General features: G+C 57.7%; 16 protein-coding genes and 1 CRISPR repeat array. Of the genes, 6 read left to right on the plus strand and 10 right to left on the minus strand.

The window, feature by feature from the left end; genetic code table 11:
- Positions 1 to 14: 14 nt before the first annotated feature.
- The 3 genes from DXX3274_RS18175 to DXX3274_RS18185 are packed head-to-tail and all read right to left on the minus strand — an operon-like array spanning position 15 to position 2,752.
- Positions 15 to 857: an ABC transporter permease subunit gene (locus tag DXX3274_RS18175; RefSeq protein WP_042860962.1), complete on the minus strand. Its 843-nt coding sequence runs from the start codon at positions 855 to 857 to the stop codon at positions 15 to 17.
- Entirely contained in the window at positions 854 to 1,678 is an 825-nt protein-coding gene (locus DXX3274_RS18180) for an alkaline phosphatase family protein (protein ID WP_042860963.1), read from the minus strand. The genes DXX3274_RS18175 and DXX3274_RS18180 overlap by 4 nt, the downstream gene beginning before the upstream one ends.
- A gap of 21 nt (positions 1,679 to 1,699) precedes the next feature.
- Positions 1,700 to 2,752 (minus strand): ABC transporter substrate-binding protein, encoded by a 1,053-nt coding sequence (locus DXX3274_RS18185; RefSeq protein WP_042860964.1) that lies wholly within the window; start codon positions 2,750 to 2,752, stop codon positions 1,700 to 1,702.
- Positions 2,753 to 3,019: 267 nt separating this feature from the next.
- Between DXX3274_RS18185 and DXX3274_RS18190 the strand changes: the two genes are divergently transcribed.
- Entirely contained in the window at positions 3,020 to 3,727 is a 708-nt protein-coding gene (locus DXX3274_RS18190; RefSeq protein WP_042860965.1) for a UTRA domain-containing protein, read from the plus strand.
- A 38-nt stretch (positions 3,728 to 3,765) separates the two neighbouring features.
- Here DXX3274_RS18190 and DXX3274_RS18195 read toward each other — a convergent pair whose 3' ends face one another.
- Together DXX3274_RS18195 and DXX3274_RS18200 are read right to left on the minus strand one after the other, a co-directional pair.
- Complete coding sequence (locus tag DXX3274_RS18195; RefSeq protein WP_042860967.1) at positions 3,766 to 4,224, minus strand: RES family NAD+ phosphorylase; 459 nt, start codon at positions 4,222 to 4,224, stop codon at positions 3,766 to 3,768.
- The gene (locus tag DXX3274_RS18200; RefSeq protein ID WP_042860968.1) at positions 4,224 to 4,676 is read right to left on the minus strand and encodes an antitoxin Xre/MbcA/ParS toxin-binding domain-containing protein; all 453 of its coding nucleotides are present in this window, start codon (positions 4,674 to 4,676) and stop codon (positions 4,224 to 4,226) included. Before DXX3274_RS18200 ends, DXX3274_RS18195 begins: the two co-directional genes overlap by 1 nt.
- A gap of 145 nt (positions 4,677 to 4,821) precedes the next feature.
- Between DXX3274_RS18200 and dusA the strand changes: the two genes are divergently transcribed.
- Together dusA and pspG are read left to right on the plus strand one after the other, a co-directional pair.
- Positions 4,822 to 5,838: a tRNA dihydrouridine(20/20a) synthase DusA gene (dusA, locus tag DXX3274_RS18205; protein ID WP_050569900.1), complete on the plus strand. Its 1,017-nt coding sequence runs from the start codon at positions 4,822 to 4,824 to the stop codon at positions 5,836 to 5,838.
- Between the two features lie 189 nt (positions 5,839 to 6,027).
- Positions 6,028 to 6,303, plus strand: coding sequence for an envelope stress response protein PspG (gene pspG, locus DXX3274_RS18210; RefSeq protein WP_042860970.1), 276 nt, complete (start codon positions 6,028 to 6,030; stop codon positions 6,301 to 6,303).
- Positions 6,304 to 6,724: 421 nt separating this feature from the next.
- On the opposite strand, the gene DXX3274_RS18220 is transcribed toward pspG, so the two are convergent.
- Both DXX3274_RS18220 and DXX3274_RS18225 read right to left on the minus strand, forming a co-directional pair.
- Positions 6,725 to 8,119, minus strand: coding sequence for a cytochrome P450 (locus DXX3274_RS18220; RefSeq protein WP_042860972.1), 1,395 nt, complete (start codon positions 8,117 to 8,119; stop codon positions 6,725 to 6,727).
- Positions 8,120 to 8,468: 349 nt separating this feature from the next.
- Entirely contained in the window at positions 8,469 to 9,470 is a 1,002-nt protein-coding gene (locus DXX3274_RS18225) for a quinone oxidoreductase (protein ID WP_042860974.1), read from the minus strand.
- Positions 9,471 to 9,592: 122 nt separating this feature from the next.
- Between DXX3274_RS18225 and dnaB the strand changes: the two genes are divergently transcribed.
- A complete protein-coding gene (gene dnaB / locus DXX3274_RS18230; RefSeq protein WP_042860975.1) occupies positions 9,593 to 10,996 on the plus strand; it encodes a replicative DNA helicase in 1,404 nt (467 codons plus the stop codon).
- A 53-nt stretch (positions 10,997 to 11,049) separates the two neighbouring features.
- Entirely contained in the window at positions 11,050 to 12,126 is a 1,077-nt protein-coding gene (gene alr / locus DXX3274_RS18235) for an alanine racemase (protein ID WP_042860977.1), read from the plus strand.
- Between the two features lie 144 nt (positions 12,127 to 12,270).
- Here the strand turns inward: alr and DXX3274_RS18240 are convergent, their stop codons facing one another.
- The 3 genes from DXX3274_RS18240 to DXX3274_RS18250 all read right to left on the minus strand — a co-directional run bounded on the left by DXX3274_RS18240 (position 12,271) and on the right by DXX3274_RS18250 (position 15,792).
- Positions 12,271 to 12,519, minus strand: a complete 249-nt coding sequence (locus DXX3274_RS18240) for a YdgH/BhsA/McbA-like domain containing protein (protein ID WP_042860978.1) — start codon at positions 12,517 to 12,519, stop codon at positions 12,271 to 12,273.
- A 243-nt stretch (positions 12,520 to 12,762) separates the two neighbouring features.
- Positions 12,763 to 13,530: a transporter substrate-binding domain-containing protein gene (locus DXX3274_RS18245; RefSeq protein ID WP_042860979.1), complete on the minus strand. Its 768-nt coding sequence runs from the start codon at positions 13,528 to 13,530 to the stop codon at positions 12,763 to 12,765.
- 205 nt (positions 13,531 to 13,735) lie between these two features.
- Positions 13,736 to 14,064: a CRISPR direct-repeat array (repeat unit 28 nt; unit sequence GTTCACTGCCGTGTAGGCAGCTTAGAAA).
- 354 nt (positions 14,065 to 14,418) lie between these two features.
- Positions 14,419 to 15,792, minus strand: coding sequence for an amino acid permease (locus DXX3274_RS18250; protein ID WP_042860980.1), 1,374 nt, complete (start codon positions 15,790 to 15,792; stop codon positions 14,419 to 14,421).
- A 371-nt stretch (positions 15,793 to 16,163) separates the two neighbouring features.
- Between DXX3274_RS18250 and DXX3274_RS18255 the strand changes: the two genes are divergently transcribed.
- Positions 16,164 to 16,640 carry an Lrp/AsnC family transcriptional regulator gene (locus DXX3274_RS18255; RefSeq protein ID WP_042860981.1) on the plus strand — a complete coding sequence of 159 codons (477 nt, stop codon included), beginning with the start codon at positions 16,164 to 16,166 and terminating at the stop codon, positions 16,638 to 16,640.
- Positions 16,641 to 16,721: the final 81 nt, after the last annotated feature.

Here is a 16,721-nt window from a genome sequence, read left to right on the forward strand (position 1 = left end):
CTCCGGTGACAGAATTAGCGGGCAGCATGGAGGTAACTCCGGCGTAGCAGCCATTGGTGGGCGACGGTAATCAGCGCCATCAGCAGCACCAGCAGCATGGACAGCGCGCTGCCCAGGTTCGGGTCCAGCGAGATATCGCCGGAGACCAGCGCCGCGATGCGGACAGGCACCACGTTGAAATTGCCGGTGGTGAGCGCGTAAATCGTGGCGTACGCCCCCAGCGCATTCGCCAGCAGAATGACGAAGGTGCCGAGCAACGCCGGCGTCAGCACCGGAATGCCGATGTGCAGCCAGTAACGCCAGCGGCTGGCGCCCAGCAGCGCCGCCGACTCCTGCCATTCGCTGCGCAGCCCGTCGAAGGCCGGATAGAGCAGCAGGATGCCGAGCGGAATCTGGAAATAGGTATAAATCAGGATCAGTCCGTCGCGGGAATAGAGATTAAAGCCGTCGATCAGTCCGTTTTGCTTGAGCAACAGGGTGATAAAACCGTTCAGCCCCAGCATGATCACGAAGGCGAACGCCAGCGGCACGCCGGCGAAGTTGCTGGTCATATTGGCGAACGACATCACCAAGCGCCTGATTCGCCCTTCCCCCAGCTGTTGCAGCGAATAGCCGCCGACCAGCGCGATGAGCAGGCCGTACAAACTCGACCAGAACGAGATATCCAGCGAAAAGCGCATCGCCTGCAAATAGAACGGCGACGTCAGCAGGTCACGGTAGTTCGCCAGCCCCCAGGCGCTTTCCATGTCGCTGTAAAAACTGTTGATCGCCATCCACACCAGCGGGGCTATCTGAAACGCGATAAACACCGCAAAAAACGGCAGCAGAACCAGCGCCGCCAGCCATCGACTCCTCACGCTCGCCCCTCCGCGGTGCCTTTTATCAGTAAATTGCGGCTCACAGGCTTGTCATGCGCCACGCCAAGCAGCCGGCACACCGTGCCGCACAGCTCGGTTTGCTGCGGCGCGGCGTCCGGTTGCAGCGAGAAACCGTCGCCGAACACGTACAGCGGCACCTGCCGCTCTTCCGGCAGAATGCCGCCGTGGCTGCGGTCGTCATTCATGCCGTGGTCGGCGGTCACCAGCACCTGATACCCCTCCTCCAGCCAACGCGGCATCCAGTGCGACAGGTAGCCGTCCGCCATGCGCGCCTTGTTGCGGTACTGCGGGGTGGACAGGCCGTAGCGGTGCCCGGCGTCATCGATGTTCATCGGGTGAATCAGCAGAAAGTCCGGCTGGTAACGCAGGCGCAGACTTTCCGCGTCTTCAAACAGATGGGAGTCGGGATAGCCGTCGTCATGGTAGAAGTGGCCGTACTGGATCGGCAGCGACGGCTCGACGGTATGACGATCGCGCGCCGCGTCAAACGGCGTGCGATTGTACAGCTCGCTGACCCAGTGATACGCCGCCGCCGCGGTGGTCAGGCCGGCGTCGCGGGCGTAATGGAAAATGCCGCGCTCGCGGCTCAGCCGGTCGACGCCGTTGTGGATAATGCCGCTCTGCACCGGCGTCACGCCGGTGAGAATGCACTCATACAACGGGCGCGACAGCGACGGCAGCTCGCACTCCAGCTGGTAGAGACAACCGCGCCCGGCGGCGCACTCCGCCTGCAGGTAGCCCATTGCCTCGCGCCCGACCTGAAAGCTCAGCCCGTCCAGTATCACCAGAATCGTTTTCATCCCGTGCTCCCGCCTGCGCCGTTACTGCTTCATGTTGATGATGACGTTTTCCTGCCACAGACGCGGCAGCGCTTTCACCGTCTTGTCCCAGGCTTCGGCGTCGGCGATCGGATGCGCGTTTTTATACTGTTCCTGCGGCAGCAGCTTGGCTTTCACGTCATCCGGCAGGGTAATGTGCTGGGCGCGGATCGGGCGAGCGTAGCCGCGCGCCAGGTTGATCTGGCCGGCGTCGGAGAAGATGTACTCACGCGCCAGTTTGGCGGCGTTCGGGTGTTTGGCGTATTTGTTGATGATGGTGGTGTAGCCGGAGATCACCGAGCCGTCAGACGGGATCAATACCTCGAAGCGATCCTTGTTGATCTTGTCGCGGTAATTCAGGCCGTTGAAGTCCCATACCACGCCCACCTGCACTTCGCCTTTCTCGATATTGGCGATAGCCGGGTTGGTCAGCCCGAGGCGGCCTTCTTTCGCCAGTTTGGCGAAGAAATCCAGCGCCGGTTTCAGGTTCTTCTCGTTGCCGCCCAGCGCGAAACTGGCCGCCAGCACGCCGCTGGAGGCCTGGGACGCGGTGCCGACGTCGCCGATGGTCACCACGTATTTGCCTTTTTGCAGATCCGCCCAGCTATGCGGAATGTCTTTTACCTGCTGTTTATCGACGATAAACGCAATGGTGCCGGTGTAGGCCATCGCCCAGTGGCCATCCTTGTCTTTCGCCCAGTCCGGCACCTGTTCCCAGGTGGTCGGCTTGTACGGCTGGCTTACGCCTTTTTGCACCGCTACCGGGCCGAAGGCCACGCCCACGTCGCCGATATCCGCGCTGGCGTTCTCTTTCTCGGCGGCGAACTTGGCGATCTCCTGCGCGGAAGACATGTCGGTATCGCTATGTTTCAGGCCATATTTGGCGCTCAAATCGTCCCAGGTATCTTTCCAGTTGGCCCAGCTGTCCGGCATGCCGACGCTGTTAACTTCACCTTCGGCGCGGGCGGCTTTTTCCAGCGCCGCCAGATCCTGCGCCATGACGGCGGTCGAAAACAACGCGCTGCTGATTAATACAGAAGACAACAATTTTTTCATCATTATGCTCCATAGGAAGGGAAGTGATACGCTGTTGGTCTGATACTCTGCTGGTCTAGTCCAGCAATAAGTACGCCAATTCAGCACACGGCGATGAAGTTTTCATGTCGGCAGCATGACAAAAAGGTTTCAGCGCCGGTCTGCAAGCGCCTGCAGGCGGCATCTGACGCCCGTCGGCTTGGGATTTGCATCATCCCGACAGACATGCAACCTGATAGTCAACAATCCCTGCTATGGTGCAGGCTGCACAACATCAAGGCTCTAACGATGATGAAAATACAACCGACCGCCGTCGCCCAGATTGCCGATGCGCTGCTCGAACGGATTCGCCGGGGCGAGTTCGCCAGCGGGCGGCTGCCGTCCGAACGGGCGCTCAGCGAGCAGTTTTCCACGACCCGCATTACCCTGCGCGAAGCGCTCACCCTGATGGAATCGCAGGGCATCATCTATCGTGAACTGCGGCGCGGTTGGTTCATCTCACCGCCGCGGCTTAGCTATAATCCGCTGCACAGAAGTCACTTTCATGAAATGGCGGAAAAACAGGGGCGTAAAGCCGCCACCGAGGTGCTGGATGCCGGCGTCATCGCGGCGAATGCGGCGATCGCCCGTCATCTGGAACTGGAGGAAGGCGCGGATATCTACCGTATCCGCCGTTTGCGGCGCCTCGACGGGCGCGCGGTGCTGTACGTGGAACACTACCTGAACCCGGCCTGGTTTCCGGATCTGCTGAAGAGCGACCTGACACGCTCGCTCACCCAGCTTTACCAGTCGCAATACGACATTCGTTACGGCCGGGTGCGTTTCACCATGCTGCCGACGCCGCTGCCGCCGGTGGCCGCCCCGGCGTTAAAACTCGCGCCCGGCAGCCCGGCGCTGTTCATCACCCGCATCAACCGCGATCAGCACGACCGCATCATCGACTGCGACTGCGAGTACTGGCGCTATGACGCGCTGTATATTGATGTGGAAGCGTGACCCGCAGGCCACGGAGGGGGACAGGAAGACCGCCGGAACTACAACAGGCGGGAATCGAAATGGAACGGCACCACCTGCAGCGTGGATAACACCTGCTGCGCCTGCGGGTGTTCAGGGTTGAACAGCGCGTTCCATTCGCCGGTCAGCGTGCTCGGCACTTTCAGCACCAGACTGACGCGCGACGCCAGCCACTCATCGCCGATCTGCCGGGTGGCGTCCGGCGGCGGATCCTGTTGCCAGTCAGCGGGCAAGGCATCCCGGCTTAATTCCATCACCAGCGTATCGGGTACCTCCACCGATAGCAGCGAAAACGCCGGCAGCATGGTCACTTCCCTCAGATGTACCAGCGTCTCCAGCAGGCACAGCGCGATGGTGCCGCCCAGATAGACGCAGGGAACGCCCTTGTTGTTCCAGCGCCCGCCGTACAGTTTCGCGCCCGCGCCATCAAACGCCTGTGACACATATGTCTGCTTTACCAGGCGGTAAAACGTCGCCATCAGCTGATGACGCCGTGGCCGATGCGACCAATCAGATCCAGCACCGCTTCGGTGCCGGCCGGGGTTTTCAACATGGCGGCCGGCGGTTGCCCACCCAGCGCCTTAGCCGGCTGATTCAGCCAGTCAACGGCTTTGGCGTAATCATGATCGAACAGCCGGGCGGCGGCATCCAGCACCCGGACGCTGGCGTAAATTCTGGCGCCCTGCTCCACCGACCAGGTTTTCTCCGGATGTTTCAACCGGCGGTGGTAGGTGCTGCGATCGACGCCGACCAGCCGCAGCAAATAACCTTCATCCAGCTGCGCCTTATTGGCGGCTTCGCGGATGATGCTGACCGGTAAGCCTTCGCTGATCTGTTCATGCGCCCGCACCAGCGAAGAAGAGAGGGACAGAGCGGCTAAGATCCCCTCGTGCTCAAGTACACGGACGGTCGGCGTAAACAGCGCTGTCATAATTCCCTCCTGATTCGTTGCAGTTGCAACATCAGTTTATTGCAACTGCACGGGAAACGCAAAATCCGCCGCCGACCTCCCAAAGACCGGCAAATCACGCTACTATAACGCCCCTTTATTTTCAGCCAGACAGTGAGTTCGTATCGTGACAAGTCCAGCCCCAACCGCTTTCGCCACCGACCAGCCCCAGACCTTCTGGCACGGCCGCTTTAGCGTGGCCCCGATGTTGGACTGGACTGACCGTCATTGCCGCTACTTTCACCGGCTGCTGAGTCACAACGCGCTGTTGTACACCGAGATGGTGACCACCGGAGCGATTTTGCACGGCAAGGGCGACTATCTGGCTTACAGCAACGAAGAGCATCCGCTGGCGTTGCAGCTCGGCGGCAGCGACCCGGCGGCACTGGCGCAATGCGCGGTGTTGGCGGAACAGCGCGGCTATGACGAAATCAACCTCAACGTCGGCTGCCCGTCCGACCGCGTGCAAAACGGCCGTTTCGGCGCCTGCCTGATGGCGGAAGCGCAACTGGTGGCGGACTGCGTGAAAGCGATGCGCGAACGCGTCAGCATTCCGGTGACGGTCAAAACCCGCATCGGCATCGACGATCAGGACAGCTACGAATTTCTGTGCGATTTCATCCGTACCGTTTCCGAACAGGGCGGCTGCGATACCTTCATCGTACACGCCCGCAAAGCCTGGCTGTCCGGCCTTAGCCCGAAAGAAAACCGCGAGATCCCGCCGCTGGATTACCCGCGCGTCTACCAGCTCAAGCGCGATTTCCCGTCGCTGACGCTGGCGATTAACGGCGGCGTCAAAACGCTGGCCGAGGCGCAGCAGCACCTGCAACACGTGGATGGCGTGATGGTGGGCCGCGAAGCCTATCAAAACCCCGGTATGCTGGCGCAGGTCGACAGTGAACTGTTCGGCGCAGACTCGATTGCGCCGGATCAGGCCGACGTGGTGCGGGCGATGTACCCGTATATCGAGCGCGAACTCTCCGCCGGAGCCTCGTTAGGCCACATTACCCGCCATATGCTCGGGCTGTTTCAGGGCGTGCCCGGCGCGCGCCAGTGGCGGCGTTACCTGAGTGAAAATGCCCATAAGCCCGGAGCGGATGCCGCCGTGGTGGAGCGTGCGCTGGCGCTGGTTAACATCGCCTAAAAAAACCAACTATTGGTATTTTTGACCAACTTTCCATCCTCACCTTTCTGCCTGTCGCTGATAAATCAATCACTTATCAGCGACGCATTCTGGCACGGTTCTTGTAATACAGTTCCTGTAATAGTCATGTAGCACGCAGAACGATATTTCCCCTGCGCAAGACGCGGTTTAACGGCTAAGGAGCACACCATGTTGGAAATTTTCTTCGTTATCGGCTTTTTTATCATGCTGCTGGTCACCGGCGTGTCGCTGCTGGGGGTCATGGCGGCGCTGGTTGTCGCCTCTCTGGTGATGCTGATTGGCGGGCTGTTCGCCGTGGCGATAAAAGTACTGCCGTGGCTGCTGTTGGCGGTCGTCGTAGTCTGGCTGTGGCGGCGGTTTCAGGATCGACCGGCATCCAATATGCACCGCTACACGTACCGTAAAAAATATACCTTTCGCCATCGCCGGGGCGGTGAGTGGTAATGCCTGAAAAGCAACACAATCTGCATGACGGATGGAAATGGCGGGCCTTATTACGCCTGATGCAAAATTGTGCGCCAGCAGATATTTTTTCCTTATCGTGGCTGCTAGGATGTCGCTCACTGTTTGGCTCGCCCTTTTCATTAAGGTGCGAGCCGACCCTTTAATTCATCATCGTCAGGAAATAATAGCCGCCCAGCGGTACCTTCGTGACGAGCACCACACTGTACCCTACATGCAGTGGATGAAACTGGCGTCATGGCAACAGCCGTCCTGTGGAATAATGCCGACTCGTCAAGGGTCGGTATTATTACCCGGTTTTATCGCCCCCTGATGTTATCGCGCGCTGTAAAGAATCCCCCACGTCATGACTTATCACCCGCCAGAGCCATCAAGAACGCGGCATAGATTGGCAATATCAAACTCAGGCGGTATCGGGTTGAGGTCGCTTATGCAGCCTCACGCGAAAACCGATCGGGGTCACGGTGAAGGCAAAACTCTCCATAACGTCCGACGCCGGCTGTTGCGCTTCAACACGAAATCCGCTGCACAACGCATGAAACCCCTGTTTGATTTCAATTAATGCCAGCGAGCGTCCGGGGCACATGCGCGCCCCTCCGCCAAATGGCTGAAGGTCGGAAAAAGACGCCTGTCCGCGCTCAAGCCACCGCTCGGGCATGAAATCACCGGGCTGATGGAATAAAGCCTCGTCAAATCCGCTTGCGTTCAGCATCAGCAAAAGGGGCGTTCCCTTTTTGATAAGGAAATCAGCAATGACGGTGTCTTTAACCGGTTCAAGGTAAAGCAGCGGCGCCACCGGTTTAAGCCGCATCGACTCATACATCACGGCGGTGAGCAAAGGCATACGGGGCAAGGGCCACGGCAGGCCGGTCCCCACCGCCTCAGTCGCCTGATGGCACTCCTTAACGACCAGTGCTTCCACCGAAGGTGAAGAGCAAAGCAGAAAGCTCATCCAGGCAAGCGTATTCGCGGTCGTATCCTCTCCCGCCAGCAGTAACGTAAACGCATTAGCCAGAATGTCCGCGTCCGTCAGCGTCCCGTCTTGCTGCTGTTCTGCGATCATGATTTGCAGCATATTTTCAGGGGCGTCCATGAGCTGGGGAGACTGCTGGATGCGCTCCCGCTGACGACGAATAAATTCGTTAAGCTGGTCGTGAATCAGCTTCAGGCTGGCATCAAACTGCTTATCCCGCGCCATCTTGATATAACGCCATAGCGGAATGGGAGAACCACAGCGTTCATTAATCACCGGGAACAGGCGACGTAAACTTTCCGATAGCGGATTCTCGCCCTGCTCAAGGATATTGATATCCTCGCCAAAGGCTAATAACGACGTGATATCCACCGTATAGCGCTTAAATTCATCCACCAGAGAAACCACTTCCCCGGTTTCTGCCAATTTGGCGAAACGTTCTGATAAACGTGTGGTGACTTTCCTGAGACTGGGATAGAAATGTTTCAGATGCCCAGGCTGAAACATCGGTTCCGTCAGTTTCCGCTGATGCATCCATCGTGCGCCCTCCGCGGAGAAAACACCGTTCAGCCCGGCTTCCTGAAAAACGGATTCAATACTGCGTCGACGCCGAAAATCATCAGGACGGGCCTTCATTATGGTACGAATCCATTCTGAATCGGCGATCACCATCGCCGGCGTGAATCCCAGTCTTAACCGGTAAAAAAGACCATAGCGTTCTTTCCATTGCAGCATCTGCAAATGGATGTCAGGTCGTTTTAAATAATCAACATGTCCGAGAATGCTTCTGGCCGGAGGCGCGGGCAGTTGCCTGATTGCTCTCATACTCAATGTCCTTCCTGATCAGGTGATAAGTGACCTGCGAAAAAGCAACTATCGTGATCCCGAAGAGATAAGGAGAGAAGGAATGGCAAATAACGACGCTAAAAACGACGGCACGTAAAAGACTATGGGTAACAGTGCGTATGCCCGGTTTACCGGGGCATGGTTGGCGTTATACAGAATCCGCAATGTGCGGTCACATCGTACCGATCGGCAGGTTAAAAAATAAACATTGCCCGGAGGCTTTTTTGTTAATAAGTAATACACCGGGAAGGGAGAAGGTGTGGCGGGTGCGCCCTTCCCGGTGTTTTAACACGGGGAAAGGCGCCGGTTCCGACAGTTTTCAGGTTACTTAACCATGAGAGACGGAACCGGGAATCAACAGGCATGACCCCTGAGTACTGCGGCTTTCCAGCGCGCGGTGGGCGGACCGGGCGTCTTCCAACGCGAACTTCTGGCTGTCCAGCACGTCTACCTTGATGGCACCGCTGGCGATCAGCGCAAACAGTTCACGGCTGGCCTGCTCCAGTTCCTGACGATTGGTGATGTAGCTGAACAGCGACGGCCGGGTGACGTACAGCGACCCTTTCTGGTTGAGAATGCCGAGATTCACCCCGGTGACCGGGCCGGACGCGTTGCCGAAACTGACCATCAGCCCGCGACGCTTCAGGCAGTTGAGCGAGGCTTCCCAGGTGTCTTTACCCACCGAGTCATACACGACCGAGACTTTTTCTTCGTGGGTCAGTTCCAGCACCCGATGGACGATGTCTTCCTTGCGGTAGTTAATGGTGGCCCAGGCGCCCGCCTGTTTTGCCAGTTCCGCCTTGTGGTCGGAACCGACGGTGCCGATCAGTTTCGCCCCCAGCGCCTTCGCCCACTGGCAGGCAATCAACCCAACGCCGCCGGCCGCCGCGTGGAACAGAAACACCTCGCCCGGTTTCACTTCATAGGTCTGGCGCAGCAGGTAATACACCGTCAGCCCTTTCAGGAATGAAGCCGCCGCCTGCTCAAAGCTGATGTCATCCGGCAGCAGCGCAACCTTGTCCGCCGGAACATTATGCCGTTCGCTGTAAGCGCCCAGCGCCGACTGGGCGTACACCACCCGGTCGCCCACCTTGAGATGTTTTACATTAGCCCCGGCTTTTATCACCACGCCGGCCGCTTCGGTACCCAGACCGGAGGGAAACGACGGCGGCGAATACAGCCCGGAACGAAAATAGGTATCGATAAAGTTAATGCCGATGGCGCGGTTTTCCACCTGAACGTCGTTAAGACCCGGCTCGCGCGGCGTGTAATCCACATACTCCAGCACCCCCGGCCCGCCGTGGTCGCTGAACTGAATACGTTTTGCCATGATGATCTCCTCGCTCTATCGTATGTGCCCGGTGATGTCATCGGACAATATGTCATTCCTGAGTTTAGGATATACAATGCTCCCACCCCTAAAGGTAAATCAACCAGTAAAGAACGCGTTTCATGGCAGAAAAAAAACCAACTAAACCGGCAGAATCCCGCGACCGTCAGGTAGAAGGGCTAAAACTCCCGCCCCATTCCATCGAAGCGGAACAGTCGGTGCTAGGGGGGTTGATGCTCGACAACGAGCGTTGGGACAACGTCGCCGAGCGCGTCTCCGCCAACGACTTTTTCAACCGCGCCCACCGGCTGATCTTTAACGAGATGCAGCGCCTGCTGGAAATGAGCAAGCCCATTGACCTGATCACCCTGTCGGAGTCGCTGGAGCAAAAAGGCGAGCTGGAGTCCTCCGGTGGTTTCGCCTACCTGGCGGAACTGGCGAAAAACACCCCCAGCGCCGCCAATATCGGCGCGTATGCCGACATCGTGCGCGAACGTGCGGTAGTGCGTGAAATGATCGCCGTCGCCAACGAGATCGCCGACGCCGGTTACGACCCGCAAGGCCGCAGCAGCGAAGACCTGCTGGATCTGGCCGAATCCCGCGTGTTTCAGATAGCGGAAAACCGCGCCAGCAAGGATGAAGGGCCGAAAAGCATCGACCGCATTCTGGAAGACACCGTCTCGCGCATCGAACAGCTTTACCAACGCCCGCATGACGGCGTGACCGGCGTTTCCAGCGGCTATCAGGATCTGGACAAGAAAACCGCCGGCTTGCAGAGATCGGACCTGATCATCGTGGCGGCGCGTCCCTCAATGGGGAAAACCACCTTCGCCATGAACCTGTGCGAAAACGCCGCCATGACGCAGGAAAAACCGGTGCTGATCTTCAGTCTGGAAATGCCCGGCGAGCAGATCATGATGCGTATGCTGGCGTCGCTGTCGCGCGTGGACCAGACCCGCATCCGTACCGGTCAGCTCGACGACGAAGACTGGGCGCGTATCTCCAGCACCATGGGGCTGCTGCTGGAAAAACGCAACATGTACATCGACGACTCCTCCGGCCTGACGCCGACCGAAGTGCGTTCCCGCGCCCGCCGGGTATTCCGCGAGCACGATGGCCTGAGCCTGATCATGATCGACTACCTACAGCTGATGCGGGTGCCGTCGCTGTCTGATAACCGAACGCTGGAAATCGCCGAAATTTCCCGTTCACTCAAAGCGTTGGCAAAAGAATTGCAAGTGCCGGTCATCGCGCTGTCTCAGCTCAACCGCAGTCTGGAACAGCGCGCCGATAAACGTCCGGTCAACTCCGACCTGCGTGAATCCGGCTCTATCGAGCAGGACGCCGACCTGATCATGTTTATCTACCGTGACGAGGTGTATCACGAAAACAGCGATCTGAAAGGCATCGCTGAAATCATTATAGGGAAGCAGCGTAACGGGCCGATCGGCACCGTTCGCCTGACCTTTAACGGGCAGTGGTCGCGTTTCGATAATTACGCCGGGCCACAATACGATGATGAATAACCGCATGACGATGAATAACCGTCAATGACGAATAAACGCACTAAGGACTCAGAATGAAAACGGCAACCGCCGTCATTGATCGTCAGGCTTTGCGCCACAATCTGCAATGTATCCGGCAGATGGCCCCGCAAAGCCGGCTGATCGCCATAGTCAAAGCCAACGCCTACGGACACGGCGCCGTGGAAGCCGCCCGCGCCTTTTCCGACGCCGACGGTTACGGCGTTTCCCGCCTCAGCGAAGCGCTGGCGCTACGCGCCGCCGGCATCACCAAACCCATCCTGCTGCTGGAAGGTTTTTTTGCCGCTGACGAGCTGCCGTTGCTGGCCGAACACCAGTTGGAAACCGCCGTACACTGCGAAGAACAACTGGCGGCGCTGGAACAGGCGCGTCTGCCGCACCCGCTGACGGTGTGGATGAAGCTCGACACCGGCATGCACCGTCTCGGCGTGCTGCCGGAACAGGCCGAAGCTTTTTACGCCCGGTTGAGCGCCTGTTCCAGCGTGGTGCAACCGGTGAACATCATGAGTCACTTTTGCCGCGCCGATGAACCACAAGCGGGCACCACTCAGCGTCAGCTCGACTGCTTCGACGCCTTTGTGCAAGACAAACCGGGCCGCCAGTCCATCGCCGCCTCCGGCGGTATTCTGTTGTGGCCGCAGGCTCACCGCGACCAGATCCGTCCCGGTATTATCCAGTACGGCGTTTCGCCGCTGGCGCAGGGCGACGCCAGCCAGTGGCAGCTCAAACCTGCCATGACCTTAACCTCGCACCTGATTGCGGTGCGCGAGCACCACGTAAACGAGCCGGTCGGTTACGGCAGCACCTGGACCAGCCCGCGCGATACCCGGCTGGGCGTGGTGGCGATTGGCTACGGCGACGGCTATCCGCGCGACGCCAAAAGCGGCACGCCGGTGTGGATCAACGGCCGTGAAGTACCGCTGTCCGGCCGGGTTTCAATGGATATGATTACCGTCGATCTGGGGCCGGACGCGCAGGACAAGGTCGGCGATGAAGTGATTTTGTGGGGCGGTCCGCTGCCGGTGGAAAAAATCGCCGCCTACACCGGCATCAGTGCTTATGAACTGATTACCCGCCTGACCAGCCGCACCCGGCTGGAGTACATCGGCTAGCCCCAGCGTTCGTTGTTCAATATCGAGCATTCCATACGCAAAAAGCCCGAACCTCGGATCATCCGGGGTTCGGGCTTTCTCGATCACCGTTAGGGAAATCAGTGATTAATCAATCAGTGATTAAATAAACCGGCGATTAGGCGATTAGTTGTACAGCTCGGCCACACCGCGCAGCTGCTCATCGCCGGTAGCGGTGATGATGCGGAAAGATTTGGCGCCGGCGGCATCGGCTTTGGCGGACAGCTGAGTCTGCAAATCATCCAGAGTGCGGGCAGTGGCGGAAACGGTGCCCAGGTCGCGGCTCTGTACCGATTGCACTTCGGTGGCGGCCATCGAGCCGAAAGAGATAGTAGCCAGAGCGACAGCAGCAACAACAGTTTTGATCGATTTCATGGTAAGCCTCTTCACGTTAATCAGGTTGGGAAGGCTTGACTGCCTTCGATGTGAAGCAGGATAGCGCTGTTAGCGGGCTGTTAAAATCGGGTTAATTTGCTGTCATCTTTCAAAAAGGTTGAATAAAAAAAGCACCAAAAGATAAGCAAAAACTATCTCATGGTGCGCAATAGCGGGATATTATCCCGCTACATACTCTTCAACATATTGCCTTACGTTGATTTACATAACAATAGCCAACTTTTATTCCGCCTTACCCAACCATTCAGAAATTATCCTCTGGTATTCCCCGTTCGCTTTCGTCAGGTGTAGCCATTGATCCACGTATAACTTCCAGCTTACGTCGTCGCGCGGCAGCATATAGGCTTTCTCGCCATACTGCATCGGCGAGGACGGATTGACCGCGCACAGTTGCGGATAGCGTTTCTGCTGGTACAAGGCTTCCGAGGCATCGGTAATCATGACGTCCGCCTGCTTGTCCACCAGTTGCTGGAAGATGGTCACGTTGTCATGCAGCATCAGGTTGGCCTGCGGCAAATGGGCATGAACAAACGCCTCGTTGGTGCCGCCTGCCGGTTCAATTACCCGCACCGACGGCTGATTAATCTGCGCCACCGTCTGATACTTGCTCTTGTCGTCGCAACGCACCAGCGGGATCTTGCCGTCCACGTCCAGCATGCCGGAGAAAAACGCCTTTTTCTGACGCTCCAGCGTCACGGAAATCCCCCCCATAGCGATATCGCACTTACCGGACTGAAAATCCGGCATCAGGGTTTTCCAGCTGGTTTTTATCCACTCCACTTTCACGCCCAGGCTTTTAGCCAGCGATTGCGCCATCGCGATATCGATCCCTTCGTAATCGCCATCGGCACGCAGCGATGTGTACGGCTTATAGTCGCCGGTGGTGCACACCTTCAGCACCCCTTGTTCCTGCACCTGATCGAGATGAGACGCGGCGTTGGCGCCGCCGGCCAGCCCCAGTAACAGAATGAATGAAAACCGTTTTTTCATGATAGTTCCTTGCAAGGTCACGCCTGTCTGGCAAAAGCGTCACTGTAGCACGCCCCTTCCTCGCCCGCCGATTTTGACCTTTTTTTTTCGCCCGTTTATAACTATCTGATTTTTAAAGGTGATAACGGTCGATTAAAAAAAGGGGTTTCAGACAAAAATCCTCATTTCTCTTTTAAAATCAGCCCACCAGCGATAAATTGCTACGGTTCACTGCCGTGTAGGCAGCTTAGAAAGCGCTGAATGCGCGCGGACTCAGCCGTAATCTGTTCACTGCCGTGTAGGCAGCTTAGAAAAATGTCATCCCGATTTATGGTGACAATCTGCATGTTCACTGCCGTGTAGGCAGCTTAGAAAGCTACCGGCTCGACCTGACGCCGGGCGTGTACGTTCACTGCCGTGTAGGCAGCTTAGAAAGGTAGCGACATCCAGGCCTGAATAGCGTTATCGTTCACTGCCGTGTAGGCAGCTTAGAAATGCCAATCAAGGGCGCGACTGGCATTGATAACGTTCACTGCCGTGTAGGCAGAAATTAACGGGTTTGCTGGCGTTAAAAACTACGCTGAGGTGGGCGACTTCGCCGGATGCACGGCATGGATGCCGTGCAAGCCCGTTCCGCGCCGGGAGCGCGTAACGGGCGGTCCGAACAGCGAAGGCGAACGCCGAAGGCACCGCGTAGCGGCGTAGTTTAGCCCTCAGCCAGTGGTCAAGGAGAGGCGGCGCTGAGCCTCTCCTTAAGTCGTGCGTGCAATGAAATGGCAAAGAAACGACACCGTTTATCCCGCACGAAATGAACCACCGACCCGGCATACATTCGACAAATGATTCACTCACCAGGCATAAATCCGACAGTAGCAAAGCCGCCTTGCTGTTTACCAACAGCCCTCTCCCTTACTCCGCCGCCAGTGCGCGAACCGCCCCTCTTTTCTTTTTGATGGCATAACCGGCGGCCAGCGCCAGCAGCCAGAACGGAATCAGCCACACGGAGATCTGGATGCCCGGCGTCATCGCCATGATCACCAGAATCCCGGCCAGAAACAGCAGGCACAGCATGTTGGTAAGCGGATAACCCAGACTTTTAAAGCGGGTTTGCTGTTGCGCGCGCTGCTTGGCCTGACGGAATTTCAGATGGGTGATGCTGATCATCGCCCAGTTGATCACCAGCGCCGACACGACCAGCGCCATCAGCAGTTCAAACGCCTTGCCCGGCATCAGGTAGTTGAGCAGCACGCACAGCGCCGTCGCCAGCGCCGAGACGCCGAGCGACACCAGCGGAATGCCGCGGCGATTGACCGTCAGCAGCGCGCGCGGCGCGTTGCCCTGCTGCGCCAATCCGAACAGCATACGGCTGTTGCAGTACACACAGCTGTTGTAGACCGACAGTGCGGCGGACAACACCACCAGATTCAGCACATTCGCCACCAGATTGCTGTCCAGCGCATGGAAAATCAGCACGAACGGGCTGCCGCCTTCCACCACTTTCTGCCACGGATACAACGACAGCAGCACCGCCAGCGCGCCCACATAAAACAGCAGGATGCGGTAAATCACCTGATTGGTGGCGCGCGGAATGCTCTTTTGCGGGTCATCCGCTTCGGCCGCCGTAATCCCTACCAGTTCCAGCCCACCAAAGGAAAACATGATCACCGCCATCGCCATCACCATGCCGCTGACGCCGTTCGGGAAGAAACCGCCGTGCTGCCACAAGTTGGCGACGTTGGCTTCCGGCCCGCCATTGCCGCTAAACAGCAGATAGCCGCCAAACACGATCATGCCGATAATCGCCGCCACCTTGATGATGGAGAACCAGAACTCCAGCTCGCCGTAGACCTTGACGTTGCTCAGGTTGATGGCATTGATGGCGACAAAGAACACCGCCGCCGATACCCAGGTCGGCACCGCCGGCCACCAGTACTGGATGTAGATGCCCACCGCGCTCAGTTCCGCCATGCTCACCAGCACATACAGCACCCAGTAATTCCAGCCGGACATAAACCCGGCAAAATTACCCCAGTATTGATTGGCGAAGTGGCTGAACGAACCGGCCACCGGCTCCTCCACCACCATTTCGCCCAGTTGACGCATAATGAAAAAAGCGATCACGCCGGCGATGGCGTAACCGAGCAGCACCGACGGCCCGGCCATGCGAATCGTCTGTGCGATGCCGAGAAACAACCCGGTGCCGACCGCGCCGCCCAGCGCGATTAGCTGGATATGCCGGTTCTTTAGCCCCCGTTGCAATTGGCTGTCTTGCTGTGTGTCCATCACCCTTCCCCCAGAAAAATGGTTTAATTCATTTGAAGTAATCACTCTCTCACGGCAATTATCAGGCCAACCACGTCATCGCCGACCGCGGCAGCATGTTTAAGGCGCTTAACAAACTGAATCAATTTAGAAAAAGTTTCACATTCACGCCTCTTGCAACAAAATAGCCATCACGTTGATTTAGTGCGAAAAACACTCAAAATATGCATGAAATCGCCAACCATCCTGGCCGGCATACACTAAAATGAACCAGGATGGTGCAGCCGGTCAGACGGAAAAACGCGCTGGCGGCATAAGATGGCAAACAACAAACTTCCGGAAGCAAAAAAAGCTGATAGTCTGTCTTTTTGTGCTTCTGGCAAGGCAGGGCTATGTACAACATTGATGATTTTGATCTGAAGATCCTCACACTGCTGCAGGCGAACGGACGCCTTACCAATCAGGAACTCAGCGATCTGGTTGGGCTGTCTGCCTCACAGTGTTCTCGCCGTCGTATTGCCCTCGAACAGGCGCAACTGATTCTCGGGTATCACGCCCGACTGGCGCCGGATGCGGTCGGGCTGGAAGTGATGGGCCTGATTGAAGTGCGATTAATCAATCACACTCAGGAATGCGTAGACAGCTTTCACCAGATGCTGGGTGAAGTCGACGCCATTATCGACGCCTACAAAACCACCGGCGACGCGGATTACATGCTGAAAGTGGCGGTGGCGGACCTGCACGGCCTGAGCGCGCTGATCAGCCAGATTCTGGCGCGCAACAAAAGCGTGGCGCACCTGAAAACCTCGGTGGTGCTCAACCGCCTGAAAGAGAACGGGCTGATGGCCCCGGCGACCGCGTTGCCCTAAATTGGTGCGGATGCTGCTTCCACACGGTGCAAGAATGCATGACTCTTGCACCAAAAACAAAATCAACACACGATATAACCA

The sequence above is a fragment of the Dickeya sp. NCPPB 3274 genome (genome assembly GCF_000406205.1).
Taxonomy (GTDB): domain Bacteria; phylum Pseudomonadota; class Gammaproteobacteria; order Enterobacterales; family Enterobacteriaceae; genus Dickeya; species Dickeya fangzhongdai.